Annotated in this window: 1 tRNA gene and 2 rRNA genes; all 3 read left to right on the top strand. The window is 49.4% G+C overall.

Annotated elements, in window-relative coordinates:
- Nucleotides 1–191: 191 nt before the first annotated feature.
- Nucleotides 192–3,006: ribosomal RNA gene (locus ACFIK6_RS08790) — 23S ribosomal RNA — on the top strand.
- 68 nt (nucleotides 3,007–3,074) lie between these two features.
- Nucleotides 3,075–3,189, top strand: a 5S ribosomal RNA gene (rrf, locus tag ACFIK6_RS08795).
- 105 nt (nucleotides 3,190–3,294) lie between these two features.
- Nucleotides 3,295–3,371: transfer RNA gene (locus tag ACFIK6_RS08800), tRNA-Met, on the top strand.
- Nucleotides 3,372–3,373: the final 2 nt, after the last annotated feature.

The following is a 3,373-nucleotide window of genomic DNA, read 5'->3' on the forward strand; positions in this document are numbered from 1 at the left end:
ATTTAGAAAAAGAGACATTGTGTCGCAAGGGAATGCTCAAAGCCCTTGCTTATGATTGGAAGCTTAACCGCGCCATTGAATATATCTCGAGAAGCTGGTCTTTTCTGCTGATATTTGGTTTGTTTTGCGCTTTGTTTTGCACAAGACACAAGAATGCGGACAAACAATGAATGAATATTGGCAATGAGAACGATCAAGTGTCTTAAGGGCATTTGGTGGATGCCTTGGCATGCACAGGCGATGAAGGACGTGATACGCTGCGATAAGCTACGGGGAGGTGCGAATACCCTTTGATCCGTAGATTTCCGAATGGGGCAACCCACCTTTGATGGCTAGAAAAATTAAGCTGTTTTTGTAAAAAGACAGTTTAGTTTTCTAGTCGTCTAATAAAGGTATCTACACCTGAATAAAATAGGGTGTAAGAAGCAAACGCAGGGAACTGAAACATCTAAGTACCTGTAGGAAAGGACATCAAACGAGACTCCGTTAGTAGTGGCGAGCGAACGCGGACCAGGCCAGTGGCTTGAATTAAGAAAAGTAGAAACGACTGGAAAGTCGTACCAAAGTGGGTGATAGTCCCGTATACGTAAATCTGATTTAAGTCCTAGAGTAGGGCGGGACACGTGAAATCCTGTCTGAACATGGGTCGACCACGATCCAAGCCTAAGTACTCGTGCATGACCGATAGCGCACCAGTACCGTGAGGGAAAGGTGAAAAGTACCCCGACAAGGGGAGTGAAATAGTACCTGAAACCGAATGCCTACAAACAGTCGGAGCCCAAGATACGTTCTGGGTGACGGCGTACCTTTTGTATAATGGGTCAGCGACTTAGTCTAACGAGCAAGCTTAAGCCGGTAGGTGTAGGCGTAGCGAAAGCGAGTCTGAATAGGGCGTTCAGTTCGTTGGATTAGACCCGAAACCGAGTGATCTAGCCATGAGCAGGCTGAAGGTAAGGTAACACTTACTGAAGGGCCGAACCCGTATCTGTTGCAATAGATTGGGATGACTTGTGGCTAGGGGTGAAAGGCCAATCAAACTCGGAAATAGCTGGTTCTCCGCGAAATCTATTTAGGTAGAGCGTTAGTCGAATTCTCCAGGGGGTAGAGCACTGGATGGGCTAGGGGTCCTCACCGGATTACCAAACCTAACCAAACTCCGAATACCTGGAAGAACTAACTAGCAGACACACGGCGGGTGCTAACGTCCGTCGTGGAGAGGGAAACAACCCTGACCACCATCTAAGGTCCCCAAGTTATGGCTAAGTGGGAAAGGATGTGAGGATCCCAAAACAACCAGGATGTTGGCTTAGAAGCAGCCACCATTTAAAGAAAGCGTAACAGCTCACTGGTCTAAATAAGGGTCCCTGCGCCGAAAATGTAACGGGGCTAAAGCCATACACCGAAGATGTGGATTTACTCTTCATTGAGTAAGTGGTAGCGGAGCGTTCCGTAAGCCTGTGAAGGGAGACTCGTGAGAGCTCCTGGAGGTATCGGAAGTGAGAATGCTGACATGAGTAACGATAAAGGGAGTGAGAGACTCCCTCGCCGAAAGTCCAAGGGTTCCTGCTTAAAGTTAATCTGAGCAGGGTGAGTCGGCCCCTAAGGCGAGGCCGAAAGGCGTAGTCGATGGGAACCACGTTAATATTCGTGGACCTGTGGGTAGTGACGGATTGCATATATTGTAAGATCTTATTGGATTGATCTTGCAGTGAAGCAGTTCCAGGAAATAGCTCCCACATATAGACCGTACCCCAAACCGACACAGGTGGACTGGTAGAGAATACTAAGGCGCTTGAGAGAACTACGTTGAAGGAACTCGGCAAATTGCACGCGTAACTTCGGAAGAAGCGTGACCCTTTAGCGGGCAACCGTTAGAGGGTGGCACAGACCAGGGGGTAGCGACTGTTTACCAAAAACACAGGGCTCTGCGAAGTCGCAAGACGACGTATAGGGTCTGACGCCTGCCCGGTGCTGGAAGGTTAAGAGGAGATGTGCAAGCATTGAATTGAAGCCCCAGTAAACGGCGGCCGTAACTATAACGGTCCTAAGGTAGCGAAATTCCTTGTCGGGTAAGTTCCGACCTGCACGAATGGCGTAACGACTTCCCCGCTGTCTCCAACGTAGACTCAGTGAAATTGAATTCCCCGTGAAGATGCGGGGTTCCTGCGGTTAGACGGAAAGACCCCGTGCACCTTTACTATAGCTTTACACTGGCATTTGTGTCTGTATGTGTAGGATAGGTGGTAGACTTTGAAGCAGGGGCGCTAGCTCTTGTGGAGTCATCCTTGAAATACCACCCTTATCGATATGGATGTCTAACCGCAGTCCGTTATCCGGATTCGGGACCGTGTATGGTGGGTAGTTTGACTGGGGCGGTCGCCTCCTAAAGAGTAACGGAGGCGCGCGATGGTAGGCTCAAAACGGTCGGAAATCGTTTGTTGAGTGCAATGGCATAAGCCTGCCTGACTGTGAGACTGACAAGTCGAGCAGAGTCGAAAGACGGTCATAGTGATCCGGTGGTCCCGTGTGGAAGGGCCATCGCTCAACGGATAAAAGGTACGCCGGGGATAACAGGCTGATGACCCCCAAGAGTCCATATCGACGGGGTTGTTTGGCACCTCGATGTCGACTCATCGCATCCTGGGGCTGGAGCAGGTCCCAAGGGTATGGCTGTTCGCCATTTAAAGCGGTACGTGAGTTGGGTTCAGAACGTCGTGAGACAGTTCGGTCCCTATCTGCCGTGGGTGTTGGAATATTGACAGGATCTGTCCCTAGTACGAGAGGACCGGGATGGACGTATCTCTGGTGGACCTGTTGTGGCGCCAGCCGCATAGCAGGGTAGCTATATACGGAAGGGATAACCGCTGAAGGCATCTAAGCGGGAAACCCACCTGAAAACGAGTATTCCCTGAGAACCGTGGTAGACCACCACGTTGATAGGTCAGGTGTGGAAGTGTGGTAACACATGAAGCTTACTGATACTAATCGTTCGATCGACTTGATCGTTCTCATTTCCTATATCCATTCTTAAATTATAAAATTTCCAGCTTCTCATCATTCATGCTTTTTGCTGACTTGGTGGTTATGGCGGAGTGAACGCACCCGATCCCATCCCGAACTCGGCCGTGAAACGCTCCAGCGCTGATGGTACTTTGCCTTAAGGCACGGGAGAGTAAGTCGCCGCCAGGTCTGCTAAAGGCATGATATCTAACAATTCAAAAATAAAAAATATTATCATACCAATACTCAATACTCAGAGTAGACAATAAAAAAATCTTGTTCTAATATATATGACGCGGGGTGGAGCAGCCCGGTAGCTCGTCAGGCTCATAACCTGAAGGCCGCAGGTTCAAATCCTGCCCCCGCAACCAAA

The organism is Bartonella sp. AS69XJJH (genome assembly GCF_042195585.1).
GTDB lineage: Bacteria > Pseudomonadota > Alphaproteobacteria > Rhizobiales > Rhizobiaceae > Bartonella.